Here is a 17012-nt window from a genome sequence, read left to right on the forward strand (position 1 = left end):
GCCGAGTCAGTGCTTCTTCGGCTTGAGCGACTTCTCGTCGATCGGTGCGGCGCCCGACAGGCGCAGCGACCGGTAGTAGTCACGGGCTTCGTCTTGGCGCTCGCGCTCGATGCCCGTTGCGATGGTCGAGCGCAGATGCTCGGGACTGTAACCGAAGGCATCCACAAGGTCTACTGCGTGCGGGCGAAGCCGGGCGACCAAACGGTCGATATATGCGCTGACCGCCTGCCCGCGCTGCGGCGAGAGCCGCCCGTGGATCAGGTACCAGGAGAGATGCTTCTCAATCACCGTCAGCCCGAACAGGTCGTGCAACCAGGTCAGCACCTGCTTGGTGCCGTGGTCCGTCACACGCTCGAGCGCCTCGGTGAACGCCTCCCACTGCAACAACTCGCCGTGTGCGCGCGCCGCCTCGATGAGTTCGTTCTGCTGCGAGTTGAACAGTGCAGCGGCCTCCGGCTTCGACAACTTGTTCGCATGACGCAGGCGCATCGCCACTTCGGAGATCATCGTCTCGACGCGATCCGTCAGCAACTCTCGCTGCGTGTTCGTGTCGCGCAATTGCCCGACTGAACGCGCGGTCGAGCCGAAGTCGGCGACAGTCTGGGCAATACTGCGCAGACCCGAGCCGTTGTAGGCGCGATCGGCCGCATGCGTGACGACGTAGCGGGCGAGGGCACCGGCATCCGCCTTGGCGAACTTGCGAGAATAGTCGGTGAGCAAACGCTTGGCGACCAGCTGCAGCAACACGTTGTTGTCGCCCTCAAAAGTGGCGTAGACGTCCAGATCGGCACGTAACCCCACAAGGCGGTTTTCGGCCATGAAGCCCGCTCCGCCACACGCTTCGCGTGCCTCTTGCAGCGTGTCGAGTGCGTGCCAGGTCGAGAGCGGCTTGAGCGCAGCGGCCAGCGTTTCGAGGTCTTGACGATCGTCGTCGGTGTCCGCCTTGCCGCTGAACACCTCCTCGAACTTCAGCAGCAACTTGTCGTGCGCGAAGATCTGCGCATACGTCGTCGCCAACCGAGGGATCAACCGCCGCTGGTGCCGCTGGTAGTCGAGGATGACTTCCTCTTCCGTGTCGCTGGCCGCGTTGAACTGGCGGCGCTGGCTTCCGTAGGTGATCGCGATCGCCAGGCCCATCTCCGAGGCGATCGTCGCGGCACCGTCAAGGGAGACGCGGCCCTGCACGAGAGTTCCGAGCATGGTGAAGAACCGCCGGCCAGAGCTGGCGATCGGGCTCGTGTAGGTGCCGTCGTCGGCGACGTCGCCGTATCGGTTCAACAGGTCGACGCGGGGGATGCGCACGTGGTTGAAACAGAGCCGACCGTTGTCGATGCCGTTCAGGCCACCCTTGAGACCGTCGTCCTTTCCGCTGATTCCGGGGAGGAACTGGCCGCTGTCGTCCCTGATCGGAACATAAAACGCGTGCACACCGTGGTTGACGCCCTGTGTGATCAATTGGGCGAACACGACGCACGCCTTGCCGTCGACGGCGGCATTGCCGAGGAACTCTTTCCACGCGCCCGCGAACGGCGTATGGATCTCGAATTCTTGAGCTGCGGGATCGTAGGTCGCCGTGGTCGCAATGGAGGCGACATCCGAGCCATGACCGATCTCCGTCATCGCGAACGCGCCGGGGACCTTCAGGCTCATGATGTCGGGCAGATACTTCTCGTGATGACGCTCGGTGCCGAGGTGCAGCACAGCCGCACCGAACAGACCCCACTGCACGCCTGCCTTGATCTGAAGCGACGGGTCGGCTGTGACGAGCTCCTCGAAGCCGGCGATGTTACCGCCGTGGTCGTCCTTGCCGCCGAGCGCCATCGGGAAGGCGCGATGCACCTGGCCATTTTCAACGAGCAGGCTCAGTTGGCCGAACACGCGTGCTCGATGCTCCTGGTAGGTCTGCCCTTCGATGCGTTGCATATCGGAACGAGCGGACAGCTTTCGCGCCGCGATGCGGGCATCCGGCCAGCTGCCGAGGAGTTGGCGGCCGAGCGAGGCGATGTCGACCGTGACCGGCGGCGCATCCATGTCGATCGGACCCGTCGCAAGCGAGATTTCATCCGTGCGGGCGCTTCGTGCTTTCGTGCGGGAGGCAATGTCAACCATCGTCGGTCCTTCTTCGTGTTTGTGGTTCGCGTTCGTATCGCCTGTGCGGCGCTTTACGATTCGGTCACGTCACCTCCACGCTATGCCGGATGCGCCGGGTTGCGAAGTCGTGCGTGCGCAAGTGACAAATTCACTGCGGATGCCGCGCGAACGGCCTGTGGAAAGTCACAGCGCCGACGGGTTCGTCGTGGGACCCTTCGGCAAGCTCAGGGAACGGAAACGGGCTCAGGGAACGGAAACGGGCTCAGGGAACGGAAACGGGCTCAGGGAACGGAAACGGGCTCACGGAACGGAGGGACCGACTCGATCGGCGCGCGCACCCCAGCGCCACCACGCGCTGACATAGATCACCATCCCAGAGATGAGGCCGATGACCACCCACAGAACGACCAGGTAGTCGATCCACGAGCCGATCGGCGGTGAGCCGGGCAGGAAGGTGCGCAACGGGATTGTTGCGAACAGCATCGCTGCCGTCCAGCTCATGAACGACGGCTCGACCTTGCGTTTACCTCGGAACACGGAAATGGAGACGAACAACACCAGGGAAGCCATCACCACCATCAGGATGAGTAAGACGATCCCGAATGCGATCGTGCTGCTGGAACGGATGATCCGCAGATCTATGGTGGGGAGTTCAGATTGCGCAGCCGCGACCGTGGAATCAGTCGGCGTTTTAGCGGCAGGGTTGATCTTCCACTTCAGATTCCAGCCCGGAATGTAACCGGACAGACTTCGCACATCCGCCGGCATGGCAACCTTCGAGGTTCCACTACCGCTATAGGCGAACACGACGAGTTGCGGCACGCGGTACTGGTCGAGTGGCCAGTTTTCGACCGAGCCGTCAACGATGATGTCCAGAGGCACAACGGACGGCACCGACCCCTGTGCGAAGGTGATCGACTGCTCACCGGCTGTGGGTGCGATGACGACCGTAATCGTTCGCGCGAACGTCAAACCGTCATCCGCAATCAGTTGTTTCGACGGCACGACCTGCATGTTCACATGAAGACGTCCTCCCGCCGCATTCACCGCATCCGGACTCAGCAACACCGTGACGCCGCCGGCCGGCGGGGGCTCGTCGAGCGTGCCGAGCGGGGCAAACCGGCCGCTGGACGCATAGAGCCCGATCACTACGAGGTACACCAGAACGGCGACCAGCGCCATACCGCCGCCAAGCGCAAAGCGGCGTGGAATGCGCGGCTTCTTCGCTGGCGTCGGCGCCGAGTCTGGGCTCACGCTGCCGAGCTTAGCGGCGCACCACACTAATATTGGCAAGCGGCGCAGGCACACGGCATGCTTTACCAGGAGGCATTGGTGTCGATGAAGAGATATGTTGCTCTGTTGCGCGGAGTCAATGTCGGTGGAATCAACATCAAGATGGCCGACCTTGCGGCGCTGTTCCGCGAACGCGGTTTCGGCGCCGTGAAGACAGTGCTGGCTAGCGGCAATGTGGTTTTTCAGGCGGATGCGCCCGCTGCGGAACTGCGGCCGCTGATCGAAGCAGCGCTGCGCGAGCGCTTCGGCTACGAAGCGTGGGTGCACGTGCTGACGCTCGACGAGCTCCAACGGGTCGTCGATGCATTCCCGTTCGATGCACAGCGCGAGGGCTGGCATCCGTATGTCATTTTCGTGATCGACGAGGAACCGATCGACAACGGTCCCCGCTCCGTGTTGCTCGACCTTGACCTTGACCCGGCACTGGAGAGCATCGCGGACGGCGACGGCGTGCTCTATTGGACCGTCGAGCGAGGGCATACGGTCGACAGCGTCGTCGGAAAAGCCTCGTCGCGCGCCCGCTTCAAGGCGTTGACGACGACGCGCAATCTACGCACATTGATTAGATTGCTTGACGAGGGCAGGTGATTCCGGTGACCGAACGCGAGATCGTGTTCTGCGAGAACGCCGATGCGTGGGAGCGTTGGCTCCACGATCAGCACGCCTCAAGCGACGGCATCCGGTTGGCAATCGCGAAGAAGGGCGGGACGCGGCCAAGCGTCAGTTACTCCGAGGCTGTGGAGGTCGCACTGTGCTATGGCTGGATCGACGGGCAGGTCGGCCGGTTGAACGACGATCACTATGTGCAGCTGTTCACACCGCGGCGAGCGCGCAGCATCTGGTCGAAGATCAATCGCGAAAAAGCGACGCGGCTGATCGAATCAGGTCGTATGCAGCCGGCAGGACTACGTGAAATCGAGCGAGCCCGGGCAGATGGCCGGTGGGACGCCGCTTACGCGTCGCACAGCACGGCGGAGGTGCCGGACGATCTGGCCGCAGCGCTGGCGGCCAGCCCCGCGGCATCCGCGTTCTTTGCGACTCTGACGAGTCAGAATCGGTTCGCCATCCTGTTCCGGATCGGAAACGTGAAGCGTGCGGAAACCCGTGCCCGCAAAATCGCCGAGTATGTGGCGATGTTGGAGCGCGGAGAGACGGTGTACCCGCAGCGGTAGGCGACTGCCGGTGGTCTCGATACGGCCGCGAGCGGCCTACTCGACCAACGATGAGTCGGATGCCACCACGTCGAGCAACTGCTGCCCATAGGTTTCGAGCTTCTTCGCTCCGATGCCGCTGATGCCGTCGAGTTCCGCGAGCGTAGCCGGTCGGGTCAGTGCCACGCCGCGCAACGTTGCATCACCGAACACGATATAGGCGGGAACTCCCTGTGCGCGCGCCCGTTCGCCGCGCCACGCGCGCAGCGCCTCGAATAGCGCTAGGGCCGATTCCGGAAGCTCCGCCAGGGCGCCTTTCGACCCGGATGCCGCGCGCGAGCGAGCGGGCCGCTCGACTTCGCGCCGCAACTGCACCACATGTGATCCAGACAGCACCTTGGCGCTGGCTGGCGTGATCGCGAGCGTGCCGTAGCCGTCGTCGTTGACCTTCAAGAGCCCCTGCGCGAGCAGTTGCCTCACGACGCCGCGCCACGCCTGATCGCTAAGCTCCTGCCCGATCCCCCAGGTCGCGAGCTGATCGTGCCGGTGCTGTTCCACGCGCGGGGTGCGCTTGCCGCGCAGGATGTCGATGAGCTGCCCAGCACCGAATTGCTGATGCCGCTCGCGCTTCAACCGCACAACCGTGGAGAGCAACTTCTGGGCCGGCACGGTGCCGTCCCAGCTTTCCGGGGGTGCCAGGCAGGTGTCGCAGTTGCCGCACGGCTGGGAGGCCTGGCCGAAGTAGGAAAGCAGGTTCACACGGCGGCACTGCACGGTCTCGCACAGCGCGAGCATCGCGTCGAGATGCGCGGACATTCTTCTGCGGTGGGCGAGGTCGCCGGGCGACTCATCAATCATGCGTCGCAGCTGCACAACGTCTTGCAGCCCGTATGCCAGCCAGGCAGTGGACGGCTCACCATCACGGCCGGCGCGACCGGTCTCCTGGTAATAGCCCTCGACGGATTTCGGCAGGTCGATGTGCGCGACAAAACGCACGTCTGGTTTGTCGATGCCCATGCCGAACGCGATCGTCGCGACGATGACAACACCGTCTTCGCGCAGAAAGCGGGCCTGCGTGCGGGCGCGGGTGGCTGCATCCAGACCGGCGTGGTACGGCATCGCGTCGATGCCGTTGTCTCGGAGGAGCTCAGCCGTCTTTTCGACTGTGTTGCGGCTGAGACCGTAGACGATACCGGCGTCACCCTGATGCTCACCGCGGATGAAGTTCACGAGTTGCTTGCGCACCTCGCTCTTCGCGACGATGCGGTACTGGATGTTCGGCCGGTCGAAGCTCGCGACGAAGTGCTCGGCGTGCTCGAGCTTCAGCCGCTGGGTGATCTCGGTGTGCGTGGCGCGGGTCGCGGTGGCTGTCAGCGCGATCCGTGGCACATCGGGCCAGCGCTCGGCCAATTCGGACAACGCCAGATAGTCCGGGCGGAAGTCGTGCCCCCACTGCGACACGCAGTGGGCTTCGTCGATGGCGAAGAGGGCGATCCGACCACGAGCAAGGAACTGCTTCGTCGCCTCGGACGACAGCCTTTCCGGGGCAACATAGAGCAGGTCGAGTTGCCCGGTGAGATAGGCACGTTCAACGCGCGAGCGTTCAGCGGCATCCTGGGTCGAGTTGAGAAAGGCTGCGCGCACGCCGACGGCCTTCAGCGCGTCGACCTGGTCTTGCATGAGCGCGATCAGCGGTGAAACGACGATGCCAGTGCCGTCGCGGATAAGGGAGGGGAGCTGGTAGCACAGGCTTTTGCCACCGCCGGTGGGCATCAGCACCACGGCGTCGCCGCCGCCGATCACGCGGTCGATCACGGCGGCCTGGTCGCCGCGAAAGGCGTCATAACCGAACACGGAGTGCAGCACGGTGAGCGGATCGGCGCCGGCGTGAGGAGCGGCCGATGGCGGATTGAACGGGGAGCGGATAAGGGTTTCGGTGGGGGTCTCGATACGGTCGCTAGCGCTCCCTACTCGACCACCGAGGGTCTCGATACGGTCGCTGGCGCTCCCTACTCGACCACCGGGGGGCTCGGGTTCGTACTCATCAGTGCGGTACTCATCAGTGCCGTATTCATCCGGGGGCGGAACCAACTCGTCCGGATCCCACGGGATGTCGTCGGGGACATACCCGGGGATCTCGGCGTTCCAGCTCACCCGGCCATGGTATCCGGCTGGGCCGACAGCCTGCGGAGACGAGCGCGGCTCAGTGGACAATGACCGGGTTGTGGAAAACCGCGCAAGCGGCGGGATCGCGCTGCCGTAGGCTGGACAGTGCGGGCTAAATCAGTGCAGGCTAAATCAGTGCAGGCCAAAACAGTGCAGGCCAAAACAGTGCAGGCCAAAACAGTGCAGGCCGAGTTCGACGGGAGCATCATGGGGACACGCTGGGCACGCGTTGCCCGCGGAACGCTGGCGGCACTCGCCGCAGTGTTCGTGTCCGCACTGTTCCATGTTCTCGCCGGCGGCGGAACTCCCGGCGCACTCGCCGTCGCACTGTCACTCGCGTTCTGCGTGCCCGCGTGCGTTGCACTCGCAGGCAAGAAGCTCTCTGTGTTGCGACTGAGCATCTCGGTCGTGCTGAGTCAGTTCGTGTTCCACGCGCTGTTCAGCCTCAGCTCCCCCGGCCCGGCGCGGTTCGCGGCCGGCGAGGCTGGTGGCCATCTGCATGCCGGGGGCCACCTGATCGCAACCGGTGCCGCAGCATCCGCTCACGTGTCGATGATGCCGGACAGCGTCGGCATGTGGGTCGGGCACGCTTGCGCCGCCCTCGTCACAATCCTGGCGTTCCGCTACGGAGAGGCCGCGTTCTGGGGGCTGCTGGCGACCGCTGCGGTGCGTATCGTCGGTGTCGCGGGCACGCTCGCCGACGCGCCGACCGGACCGGATGCGCCTCCTACTGCCCTCATCAACTCACAACCGGTCATCGTGCCACGCACGCTCCTGATGATCGGGCGGATGCGCCACCGCGGCCCGCCCATGCTCGCGCCAGTCTGCGCCTGACGATCTGCAGTGCTCTCGATCGTGCTGCCCACGAGCTGCACCGCCACGAACAGCGCTGCGCGCAATTCTGACAGCCGGTCAGTTGCACTGCTCATTCCCGCGACGCCCGCGGGCCACTTACTCTTGCACTCCCAAAGGGCGCGCCCTGCGCCCGAGAAAAGACATCCCTCCATGAAGAAAATCACGATCATTCGAACGGTGGCAACGCTCGGCGTCGCTTCGGCGCTGGCTCTGGCCGCTCCGCTGGCGGCGAGCGCCCACGTGCGCGTAACGCCGGACCAGGCGACGGCGGGTTCGTACGCGGTTCTCACGTTCCGCGTGCCGACCGAGTCAGCGACGGCGAGCACGGTGAAGCTTGAAGTCGACTTCCCAACCACAACTCCGTTCTCAACGGTTTCGTACCAGCCGATCGCAGGGTGGCAAACCGTTGTCACGACCGAAAAGCTCGCGACACCCGTCAAGACGGCGACAGCAACGATCACCGAGGCGGTCAGCAAGGTGGTCTGGACGGCCGACGCCGCCTCGGTGATCGCCCCAGGCCAATTCCAGCAGTTCTCCGTGTCGGCAGGGCCGGTGCCCGACACAGGCAGCGTCATGCTGCCGACACACCAAACGTATTCCGATGGATCGGTCGTCGACTGGAACCAGCCGACGCCCGCTTCGGGTACCGAGCCGCAGCATCCGGCGCCCACGCTGTACATCAACGACGCACTGCCGAGCGCGTCGGGCGCGGCCACCGTGGCCACGGTCGCCACAACACCCACCGCAGATCCGACGGATGCCGCATCCGGATCGTCGGGTTCCAGTGACCTGCAATCCGCAGGCGTCTGGGTCGGGCTAGGCGGGCTGGCGCTCGGCGCAATCGCGCTCGTGGTCGCCGTGTTCGCACTCGCAAGGCAGGGCCGCGCGGCCAAGGCGGCCACCGGTGAACACAACGACACGGGCAGGGACGCCTAGCCATGCGGATGCCGACACGCTCGCGCGCAATGCACTCGCGCACAACACGCACGCACGCAACACACAGCACGAGACGAACGCGGATCTTCGCGAGTGTCGCCGCTGCGTTCGTCGCATGCGCGCTGGCGCTGGCCCCAGCAGCCGGTGCCAGCGCGCACGATTACCTCGTCGACAGCACCCCGAAAGCAGACTCGGTGCAGACCACGCCACTGAAGACCGTTTCCCTCACGTTCGATGACATCGTGCTCGACCTGTCGGGCAACGGCTCATCTGCGCTGCTGCAAGTCACCGGTCCGGATGGAGCGAACACGCACTTCGAAACGGGCTGCCCGACCATCGACGGCCGAGTCGTGTCAGCGCCCGTGGCACTTGGTGCTGAGGGCAAATACGTCGTCACCTGGCAGGTCGTGTCTGCGGACGGCCATACCGTGTCGAATTCGTTCGGCTTCAGCTATCAGCCGCCCGCGGGAACCACGGCCGCCGCCGGGTCACAGGAACGGCCTGCGTGCGGCAGGGCAGGGTCCGAGCCCACCCCGGCCGGCTCGGCAGCGGCCGGCGCGAACACTGCTGATCCGACCGCTGCCGCGAACGCGCCGAATTCGACAACCACTCCAACCGCCAACTCATCATCGCTCGGCATCATCATCGCAATCGCCGTCGTGATCATCGTTCTCGCGGTGATCGGCGTGATCGTGGTTCTGGTGACTGCACGACGGCGGCCACGCACTCCAGACGCCGCGGGCAAGGGCTCCGGCCCGGAGCCCGACGACGACTGACATGAGCGACGACTCAGCAGGCGACGACTGACATGACGACAACACAATCCACAACGCGGGGCCGACCGGAGCCTGAACCAGAATCCGAGATCCGGTTGCCGCGCGTCAGCATCCCCAGCATCGTCCTCGTGCTCTGCGTGCCGCTCGCTGTGGCGGCATCGCTGGCGGCGATGACCTTCGGCGGCGGCTTCTCAACAGGCACGGCATTGCTCGACCCTGGGCCGATCGTCGACAAGGGTCTGCCGATCGTGCGAGCCATTCACGACACGGCCGCAGCAGGAACGGTCGGACTCCTCGTTTTGGCCGCGTTCGTGCTGCCCGGGCAGACCAAGGTGCCAGGCGAAGTCGGCCGTTCGCAGTGGCGTGCGGTGCGCTGGGCAGCCTGGGCCGGCGCCGTCTGGTTCGTTGCGGCGTGCGTGGTGATCGTGCTGACTGGCATCCAGGTCTCCGGCGTTGCGATCAGTGATCCGCTGTTCCCGTCAGCATTCACAACTTTCCTTTTCCAGATCGAGCTCGGGCAGTCGCTGGTGGTCTCTGCTGGGTGCGTGCTGGTGGCGACCGTGATCGCCCTGTTCGCGAACAGACTCACCTCCGTGGGAGTTGCGGCCGGATTCGCGCTCTTCGCGTTGCTTCCGCTCGCACTTTCCGGGCATGCCGCCGGTTCGTTCGAACATGCGAACGCCGTCGACAGCCTGGCCGTGCACCTGGTCGGGGTCACCGTGTGGGTCGGCGGCCTCGCCGGACTTCTTCTGCTGCGCACGACGGTGAAACGCGGATTCGGCGTTGCCGTCGCTCGCTATTCGACGCTGGCAGGTTGGGCGTTCGTGGCCGTCGGCTTCTCCGGCGTCGTCAATGCGGCGCTGCGCTTGAACACGTTCGCGGACCTGCTTGCGCCGTACGGACTTCTGATTGTGGCCAAGGCGAGCATCCTGGTGATTCTCGGCTTCGCTGGGGCGCTGCAGCGCAAGCGGGTGATCCCTGCACTGAAGGCAGACCCGATGAACCGGAGACTGTTCGTTCGACTTGCCGTGAGCGAAGTCGTGTTCATGACCCTCGCAATCGGCATCGCCGTCGGACTCGCGAAGAGCCCGCCACCGGTGTCGCAGGCTCCGTTGACCGGCGATGCGGCACGCGCGGGTCTTCTCGGGTTTCCGTATCCGCCGCCGGTGACGATGCTCCGGATGTTCACCGTGTGGCACTGGGAATGGATGTGGCTCGGGCTCGCAATCGTCCTCGCGGGTTGCTACCTGTGGGCGGCGCGAGTGCTGCGCCGACGCGGCGATCATTGGCCGATCTATCGGTCGATCTGCTGGGTAGCCGGTTGCGCGGTGCTGGTATGGGCGACGAGCGGCGGCCCCGCCGTCTACGGGCTGGTCCACTTCAGTAGTCACATGGTCGAGCACATGGCGTTGATGATGTTCATTCCCCCGCTGCTCGTTCTGGGGGGCCCGGTGTTGCTTGCCCTGCGGGCGCTACCGAGCAGGCACGACGGAAGTCGCGGCATCCGCGAATGGTTACTGCTGTTCACTCACTCGCGCTTTCTGGGCTTTCTCGCGCAACCCGTCGTCGCCGGCGTGATCTTCGCAGGCAGCCTGATCGTGTTCTACTATTCGCCTGCGTTCTACGCGTCGCTTTCCACTCACGAATGGCACGTGCTGATGTATGTGCACTTCCTGCTGTCGGGCTACCTGTTCTTCTGGGTGTTCATCGGCATCGACCCCGGCCCGAAACGCCCACCGTACCCGATCCTGTTCATGGTTCTGCTTGCAACGCTGGCGTTCCACGCGTTCTTCGGAGTCGCCCTCATGATGAGCGACGGCGTGCTCGCCGCCGACTGGTACCACGCGCTCGGACAGACGAACACAGCGGCATTGCTCGCTGATCAGCACACCGGCGGCGGGATCGCCTGGGGCGCCAGCGAGATACCGATGGTGTTGGTGGCGCTTGGAGTCGCAACGATGTGGGCGAAGTCCGACGAGCGCACCGCCAAACGACTCGACCGGCAAGCCGATCGCGACGGTGACGCCGAACTGGTCGCGTACAACGCGCGGCTGGAGAACTTGCAGGCTCGCGACGGCGACGACGACGATCGGCGGGATGCGTAGACCCTGATGCCTATGCCGGGTTGCCTATGCCGGGTTGCCGATGCCGGATTGCCTGAGCCGGGTTGCCTGAGCCGGGTTGCCGGAACCGGGTTGCGCAAACCGGGAAGAAACCGGCAGACCGCATGGTTGGGCCGATAGCCAACGAAAGGAATCCCATGAGCATTGTCGTCACCGGCGCAACAGGCCACCTCGGTCGACTCGTCATCGAATCGCTGCTGGCTCGCGGAGTCGAGCCTGAGCAGATTGTCGCCGCAGGCCGCAATGTGCAGAAGATCGCGGACTTCGCCGAGCGCGGCGTCACCGTCGCACCGATCGACTACGACGATCCGGCAACACTCGAGCGTGCTTTCGCCGGTGCAGACACCCTGCTGCTGATTTCGGCCAGCGAGGTCGGCCACCGCCTGCAGCAGCACCTGAATGTCATCGATGCTGCTGTCGCCGCCGGTGTCGGCCGCATCGTCTACACCAGTGCGCCACACGCGGACGACACGGCGCTGGCGGTGGCGCCCGAGCACAAGGCGACCGAGGCGGCGATCACGGCATCCGGGTTGCCGTTCACGATTCTGCGCAACGGCTGGTATACCGAGAACTACGTCAGCGTGCTGGAGCAGGCGCGCACGACCGGCACCGTACTGGCCAGCGTCGGCGACGGCAGGGTCGCCAGCGCGAGCCGCGCCGACTATGCGGACGCTGCCGCGGTCGTGCTGATCGAAGACGGTCACGTCGGGCGCGTCTACGAAGTCACCGGAGACGTCGCGTGGAGCTTCGATGACCTCGCGGACGCGATCTCCAGCATCATCGACCGCTCCGTCGTGTACACGCCGGTGAGCTCAGACGAGCACCTTCGCATCCTCACCGACGCGGGTCTGGATGCTGGGACTGCCGGCTTCGTCGTCGCCCTGGACGGCAACATCCGCGACGGCCTGCTCGGCGAGACGAACGGAGAACTGCGAGGGTTGATCGGCCGCCCCACCACGCCCCTGGCCGAGGGGCTGAGCGCCGCGATCGGGTAGCCCGGCGGGATTCGCGCCACTTCATACACGTTGCGCCAGTTGAAGTGGCGCACCGTGCAACACCCGGCGCACCGGGCGCCGGCGGGCGTTCAGCTGCTTTCGCCTAAGCTGGTTTCCTGTGTTCACCGTCATCATCGGCCTCGTCGCTGCCCTGATCTTCGGTTCCGCAGACTTTCTCGGCGGCCTGGCCGCCAAACGGATCAGCCCGATTCGCGTCACCGCGATCACCGCCGCGGCCGGGCTGGTTCTGTTGCTGGCGGTCGCACCCTTCGTCGGTGGATCGTGGTCGCCGAGCGCGATCCTTTGGGGAGGACTCTCCGGCGTTACGGGCGCCATCGCGATCTCATTGCTCTACGCGTGCCTGGCGATCGGGCCGATGAGCATCCTGTCGCCGCTGACCGCGGTCGTGTCGGCGGTGATCCCGATGTCGTGGGGGCTGATCGGCGGCGATCGATTTGCCCCGATCGGCTACGCGGCACTCGCGCTCGCCCTCGTCGCGGTCGTGCTGGTCGGCTTCGTACCCGAGCGCGGCGCCGTTCGGCCCAGCCTGCGCGGCATTCTGATGGCGATCGGCTCCGGCCTCATGATCGGCGTCTTCATGATCCTGATCGACGCGACCCCGCACGAATCTGGGCTGGTGCCGCTGATCATGAACCGCGGTGTCAACGCCGCGATCATGTTCTCGACCGTCGGGCTGATTACCCTGTGGCACCGGCGCGGGCGCCGGGTGAGCGTTCTGGCCGACGTCACGCGCGGGGTGACGAGCAGCGTTACGGGCGGGGTTACGGGCTGGGTCACCACCGCTGGCGGGCACGGCACGGCCGATGGCGGCAGCGCTGATGACGGCAGCGCCGCACCTGCTCGAGGCGGTTGGCGACCGGGCATAGTGCTCGCGACAGCGGGCGGGTTGGTCGACGCGACCGCGAACATCCTGATGCTGGTCGGAATGCGCATCGGCGACCTCAGTGTGATCGCTGTGCTGACGGCAATGTATCCGGCCGGAACGATCATCCTCGCGGCCGTCGTCTTACGCGAGCGGATCGCACCGGTGCAGTGGGTTGGCCTCGTGCTGGCGGTCGGTGCCGCCGGAATGCTTGCGCTCGCCTGAGCTCGCCCCGCCCCTCACCCCACAGATTGCGTCGAGTGCGTCCATGTGGCCATTTCCGGCTCGTTTTCACGCTCGATACCGACCAGATGAGCGCACTCGGCCGCGGGTTCAGAGCGGAATGCGAAGTGGATTGTTAGGCAAGCCTCAGCTAAGTTTGTAGAGCAGCTTCGCTGTGCAGCGCCCCTGACTGGCACGAATACGCCTTGCAAGAACACGACTCGCACGAACACGACTCGAAACGACACACATGCACAAGCTGAGCACCCGCCTGCTCTTGACGCTCGCCGCGATCGGCGTCGCGGGCGGCATCGTGTGCCTGCCGACAATCTACGCCGGCACCGCGCTACTCGCGGTCGCCCCTCCGCTGTATGGCCTGATCGTCGGGGCATACGTCTTTCCCGGCGTGATCGCTCAATCATTGTTGCGGCGTGGCGGCGTTGCCTTCGCGACAGCGACGTTGGCCGGCCTCGTTGCTGCCCCGTTCTTTCCAGGCGGTGTCGCCTACATTCCGGCGTTTGCGCTCGTCGGAGCGTTGCAGGAGGTGCCGTTCGCGGTCAGCGCGTACCGGTACTGGCGTGGCTGGGTTTTCTACCTGACAGCGGTTGTCGTCGGGCTGAGTATCGCCGTCGCCGAGTTCATCGCCGTCGCCGGCGAACGTGCGCCGCTGTGGGTCCAGATCGTCAAGCCCGGTGTGTTCGTTGTCAGCCTGGTGGTCTTCACAGTGCTCGGCCGCGCCGTCGCGGCCGGGCTGAATCGGGCGGGCGTCGGCCGCGGCCTCGCGCTTCCCATTGATCGGCGCCGCGTCGCCCGGGTGCAGAATCCAGTTCCGTGACTGCGGCGAGCAACACGACGAGCAACGCGGCGAGCAACACAAGACCCGACGCGACGCCCGCTGCCGCGCCTGACGCGCGGGTCGAAACGCCGCCGGTGCTCACAATCGACGGCGTGCGCATCCGCCACGCCGAACAGGATCGCTGCACTCCCGACAACATCACGTTCACGGTGCGCCCGGGCGAGGTCGTGCTCCTGCTCGGCCCGAGCGGCTGCGGCAAGTCCACTCTCACGCTGGCGATGAACGGGCTCATCCCGCACGCGATCGCCGCCACCCTCGACGGCACCGTCACCGTCGGCGGCGTGAGCACCGCCGACACCTCGCCCGCTCGGCTGAGCGAGAACGTCGCCATGGTCTTCCAAGATCCGGATGCCCAGATCGTCACCGGCAGCGTGCTCGACGAGGTTTGCTTCGGGCCGGAGAATCTGCGACTGCCGGTCGAGGTTGTGCGAGGGCGCGCCGAGACGGCCCTGCGCCAGGTGGGTTTGTGGGAGCGCCGCGCCGAGAGCCCAGACCGGCTCTCAGGCGGCGGCAGACAGCGACTTGCGATCGCCTGCGCGCTGGCACTGGATGCCCCCCTGCTGGTTCTCGACGAACCGACTGCGAACCTGGACCCCGCCGGAATCGATGAAGTGTATGCCGTGCTGCGCTCACTCGTCGAAGGCCCATCGAACCGTGCGATCGTGCTGGTCGAGCACAACCTCGACGCCGCAATCGACCTGGTCGACAGAGTCGTCGTGCTCGACGCCGCGGGCCGGCTCGCCTTCGACGGACCGGTCGGTCCGACGCTGCGCAACAACGCGGATGCGCTCCTGCAGCTCGGCGTCTGGCTGCCCGTCGCGACTCTGGCCGCGCTTCGGCTGCGTGCCGCAGGCCTGCAGCTGGACCCGCTGCCGCTGACTCCCGCCGAGTTGCGCGCAGCCCTGGACTCAGTGCCCGCAGACGCGGTGCCCGCAGACGCGGTGCCCGCAGACGCGGTGCCCGAGCGCGGCCGAAGGCAGCTCCAGCAAGACCGCGAGGATGCCGCGCTCATCCAGGTGCGCGAACTCACGGTGCACACAGGGAAAGTGCCGGTTCTGCACGAGGTGAGTCTGGACATCCACCGCGGTGATTTTCTCGCCGTGATCGGCATTAACGGCGCTGGCAAGACGACCCTGGTGCAGGCGATTGCCGGGGTCGTACCGTCACCGCGCGCAGCAGTCCGGCTCGGGCAGCTCGACGTCGGCCGGGCCGGCGCGCGTGAGCGAGCGGCGCACGTGGGCTTCGTGTTCCAGAACCCGGAACATCAGTTCCTGGCCTACACCGTGTTCGATGAGCTGGCGCACGGTTTGCGCATCCGCAAAGTCGCCGCCGCCGAGATCGACGCGCGGGTCAGCGCGATGCTGGAACGGTTCGGGCTCGCAGACGTGCGCGACCGGCATCCGTTCCTGCTGTCGGGCGGGCAGAAGCGACGCCTGTCTGTCGGGTCCGCACTCATTGACGGCGCGGACGTTCTGGTGCTGGATGAGCCGACGTTCGGGCAAGATCGCGCACGCGCAGGAGAGCTATTGGCAATTCTCGATGACCTGAACGCAGCCGGCACCACGGTGATCATCGTCACGCACGATCTGCAGTTGGTCGCCGAGCATGCCAGCCATGTCGCGGTGCTGTCTGGCGGCCGGTTGTTGGCGCACGTACGAACCGAGGCGGCGTTCGCGGATGCCGCACTGATCGACCGCGCCGGGCTGCGGCTGCCACCGCTCGCGCAGGCGATGCGCGGGCTGCGCAAGCATCCGGAACTGCAGGGCGTCGTGCGGTTGAGCGACCTGCCCGGGCCGTCGCTATGAGCACGGGCGAGAGCGCGGGTTTGGGTGCGGGCACCGGCAGGGGAACGGTGACCGACCCGTATCAGGCACGATCGGATGCTACGCCCCGGCGGTTCTTGTACGGCCTGAATCCGCTGGCCACGCTCGCCGCAGTGCTGCCGGTCATCGTGGCTGCACTGTTCACCCGCAACGTCGCCACGCCGTTCGCGCTCACGGTGCTTGGAGTGGTCATCCTGCTCGTCGGAGTGCGTCTGAGCCTGAAAGCGCTGATCCTGCTACTGGTCGCACTGCCGGCGTTCGTCTGCGTTCTGACGGTGAGTTTCGGGGTCTGGACCGATCCGGCCATGGTTGCCGACACTCCTGTGGTGGTGCGACTTGGTGGATTCCAGCTGTACGCGGGCGCTCTCGAGGTGGGCTTGGCCACGGCTCTGCGCCTGGCCGTGCTGATCGTGCTCGCGTTGGCCTGCTCGCTGGCGACGCAGGGGGCGGACTTCGTGCGGTCGGCAGTCCGTTACCTGCGCGTTCCATACCGAATCGGCTACACGGTGCTCGCGGCCTACCGTTTCGTGCCCCGGTTCGGCCGCGAACTGGAGGTGATCCGGCAGGCGCACCGCGTGCGCGGCTCGGCGGGCGGGCGTGGGCCGATCGGCGCCATCCGACGCGGATTCGGCTCGGTGGTTCCGCTGCTGGCCGCCGCGATTCGGCATGCCGAACGGGTCGCCCTGGCGATGGATGCGCGCGCGTTCGGTGCATACCCCACTCGCACGGAGCGTCATGAGGTGCCGCTGCGCCTGTGCGACGGTGTCGCCATTGCCGTTTTCTGGCTGGTGGCTGCGGGGATCTTCGTGCTGACGGCGGACCTGCGGTAGCTTGCGGGCAGC

The 17012-nt window shown here is 65.9% G+C and carries 14 protein-coding genes; 11 read left to right on the forward strand and 3 right to left on the reverse strand.

Translation table 11 applies throughout. The features are described from left to right. Positions 1 to 6 precede the first annotated feature (6 nt). Entirely contained in the window at positions 7 to 2109 is a 2103-nt protein-coding gene (locus QU604_RS19225; protein WP_409349980.1) for an acyl-CoA dehydrogenase family protein, read from the reverse strand. A gap of 282 nt (positions 2110 to 2391) precedes the next feature. Further along, positions 2392 to 3345, reverse strand: a complete 954-nt coding sequence (locus QU604_RS19230) for a DUF8686 domain-containing protein (RefSeq protein ID WP_308466206.1) — start codon at positions 3343 to 3345, stop codon at positions 2392 to 2394. Positions 3346 to 3429: 84 nt separating this feature from the next. On the opposite strand from QU604_RS19230, the gene QU604_RS19235 reads away from it, so the two are divergent. Both QU604_RS19235 and QU604_RS19240 read left to right on the forward strand, forming a co-directional pair. Next, positions 3430 to 3972 (forward strand): DUF1697 domain-containing protein, encoded by a 543-nt coding sequence (locus QU604_RS19235; RefSeq protein WP_308468981.1) that lies wholly within the window; start codon positions 3430 to 3432, stop codon positions 3970 to 3972. 5 nt (positions 3973 to 3977) lie between these two features. After that, positions 3978 to 4556, forward strand: coding sequence for a YdeI/OmpD-associated family protein (locus QU604_RS19240; protein WP_308466207.1), 579 nt, complete (start codon positions 3978 to 3980; stop codon positions 4554 to 4556). 36 nt (positions 4557 to 4592) lie between these two features. Here the strand turns inward: QU604_RS19240 and recQ are convergent, their stop codons facing one another. Further along, positions 4593 to 6689 carry a DNA helicase RecQ gene (gene recQ, locus QU604_RS19245; protein WP_409349981.1) on the reverse strand — a complete coding sequence of 699 codons (2097 nt, stop codon included), beginning with the start codon at positions 6687 to 6689 and terminating at the stop codon, positions 4593 to 4595. A 147-nt stretch (positions 6690 to 6836) separates the two neighbouring features. Here recQ and QU604_RS19250 point away from each other — a divergent pair, with 147 nt between their 5' ends. The 9 genes from QU604_RS19250 (at position 6837) to QU604_RS19290 (ending at position 17000) form a co-directional block, all read left to right on the forward strand. Then, on the forward strand, positions 6837 to 7535 hold the full coding sequence (locus tag QU604_RS19250; RefSeq protein ID WP_308466208.1) for a hypothetical protein: 699 nt from the start codon (positions 6837 to 6839) through the stop codon (positions 7533 to 7535). A gap of 171 nt (positions 7536 to 7706) precedes the next feature. Further along, positions 7707 to 8492 carry a YcnI family copper-binding membrane protein gene (locus QU604_RS19255; RefSeq protein WP_308466209.1) on the forward strand — a complete coding sequence of 262 codons (786 nt, stop codon included), beginning with the start codon at positions 7707 to 7709 and terminating at the stop codon, positions 8490 to 8492. A 29-nt stretch (positions 8493 to 8521) separates the two neighbouring features. Next, entirely contained in the window at positions 8522 to 9268 is a 747-nt protein-coding gene (locus QU604_RS19260) for a copper resistance CopC family protein (protein WP_308466210.1), read from the forward strand. Positions 9269 to 9300: 32 nt separating this feature from the next. Next, positions 9301 to 11373 carry a bifunctional copper resistance protein CopD/cytochrome c oxidase assembly protein gene (locus QU604_RS19265; protein ID WP_308466211.1) on the forward strand — a complete coding sequence of 691 codons (2073 nt, stop codon included), beginning with the start codon at positions 9301 to 9303 and terminating at the stop codon, positions 11371 to 11373. Between the two features lie 155 nt (positions 11374 to 11528). Beyond that, positions 11529 to 12386 (forward strand): SDR family oxidoreductase, encoded by an 858-nt coding sequence (locus tag QU604_RS19270; RefSeq protein ID WP_308466212.1) that lies wholly within the window; start codon positions 11529 to 11531, stop codon positions 12384 to 12386. Between the two features lie 118 nt (positions 12387 to 12504). After that, the gene (locus tag QU604_RS19275; protein WP_308466213.1) at positions 12505 to 13494 is read left to right on the forward strand and encodes an EamA family transporter; all 990 of its coding nucleotides are present in this window, start codon (positions 12505 to 12507) and stop codon (positions 13492 to 13494) included. Between the two features lie 247 nt (positions 13495 to 13741). After that, positions 13742 to 14326 (forward strand): ECF transporter S component, encoded by a 585-nt coding sequence (locus tag QU604_RS19280; RefSeq protein ID WP_308466214.1) that lies wholly within the window; start codon positions 13742 to 13744, stop codon positions 14324 to 14326. After that, complete coding sequence (locus QU604_RS19285; protein ID WP_308466215.1) at positions 14323 to 16152, forward strand: ABC transporter ATP-binding protein; 1830 nt, start codon at positions 14323 to 14325, stop codon at positions 16150 to 16152. Before QU604_RS19280 ends, QU604_RS19285 begins: the two co-directional genes overlap by 4 nt. After that, on the forward strand, positions 16149 to 17000 hold the full coding sequence (locus tag QU604_RS19290; protein ID WP_308466216.1) for an energy-coupling factor transporter transmembrane component T: 852 nt from the start codon (positions 16149 to 16151) through the stop codon (positions 16998 to 17000). The genes QU604_RS19285 and QU604_RS19290 overlap by 4 nt, the downstream gene beginning before the upstream one ends. Positions 17001 to 17012: the final 12 nt, after the last annotated feature.

Origin of the sequence: Rathayibacter sp. SW19 (assembly GCF_030866825.1) — a bacterium.
GTDB lineage: Bacteria > Actinomycetota > Actinomycetes > Actinomycetales > Microbacteriaceae > Rathayibacter_A > Rathayibacter_A soli.